Raw genomic sequence first — 1,174 nt, 5'->3', positions numbered from 1 at the left:
AAGGGAGGAAATTCAAAATGGCTAAAGCTAAATACGAAAGAACAAAACCTCATGTTAATATAGGGACAATAGGACACGTTGACCACGGTAAAACTACATTAACAGCAGCAATAACAAAAACATTATATGACAGATACCAATTAGGAGAAGCAGTAGACTTTGCAAACATAGATAAAGCTCCAGAAGAAAGAGAAAGAGGAATCACAATATCAACAGCACACGTTGAGTATGAAACTCCAAACAGACACTATGCACACGTTGACTGCCCAGGACATGCTGACTACGTTAAGAACATGATAACAGGAGCAGCACAAATGGACGGGGCAATATTAGTTTGTTCAGCAACAGATGGACCAATGCCACAAACAAGAGAGCATATACTATTATCAAGACAAGTTGGTGTACCATATATAGTAGTATTCTTAAACAAATGTGACATGGTAGATGACGAAGAGTTATTAGAGTTAGTAGAAATGGAAGTAAGAGATTTATTAACAGAATATGATTTCCCAGGAGATGACACTCCAATAGTAAGAGGATCAGCATTAATGGCATTAGAAGATCCAAAGAGTGAGTGGGGAGATAAGATAGTAGAATTATTCGAGCAAATAGATGAGTATATACCAGCACCAGAGAGAGATACAGATAAGCCATTCTTAATGCCAGTAGAGGACGTATTCTCAATCACAGGAAGAGGAACAGTTGCAACAGGAAGAGTGGAAAGAGGAGTATTAAAAGTACAAGACGAAGTAGAGTTAGTAGGATTAACAGAAGCTCCAAGAAAAGTAGTAGTAACAGGAGTAGAGATGTTCAGAAAATTATTAGACCAAGCACAAGCAGGGGATAATATAGGAGCATTATTAAGAGGAGTACAAAGAAACGAAATAGAAAGAGGACAAGTACTAGCAAAAACTGGATCAGTAAAGGCACACACAAAGTTTACAGCAGAAGTATATGTACTTAAAAAAGAAGAGGGTGGAAGACATACACCATTCTTTGATGGATATAGACCACAATTCTATTTTAGAACAACAGACGTAACAGGAGCTTGTAAGTTACCAGAAGGAATAGAGATGGTAATGCCTGGAGATAACGTAACAATGGAAGTAGACTTAATAAACTCAATAGTTGTAGAAGAGGGATTAAGATTCTCAATAAGAGAAGGTGGAAGAAC

Annotated in this window: 1 protein-coding gene; it reads left to right on the top strand. The window is 37.3% G+C overall.

The window, feature by feature from the left end; translation table 11 throughout:
- Positions 1–17: 17 nt before the first annotated feature.
- A partial coding sequence (gene tuf / locus KGF39_RS19355) for an elongation factor Tu (RefSeq protein WP_021418070.1) occupies positions 18–1,174 on the top strand: 1,157 nt, incomplete at its 3' end.

This window comes from Clostridioides sp. ZZV14-6345, from assembly GCF_020657775.1.
Classification (GTDB): Bacteria; Bacillota; Clostridia; order Peptostreptococcales; family Peptostreptococcaceae; genus Clostridioides; species Clostridioides difficile_D.
This window is presented reverse-complemented; position numbering and strand designations above follow the sequence as displayed.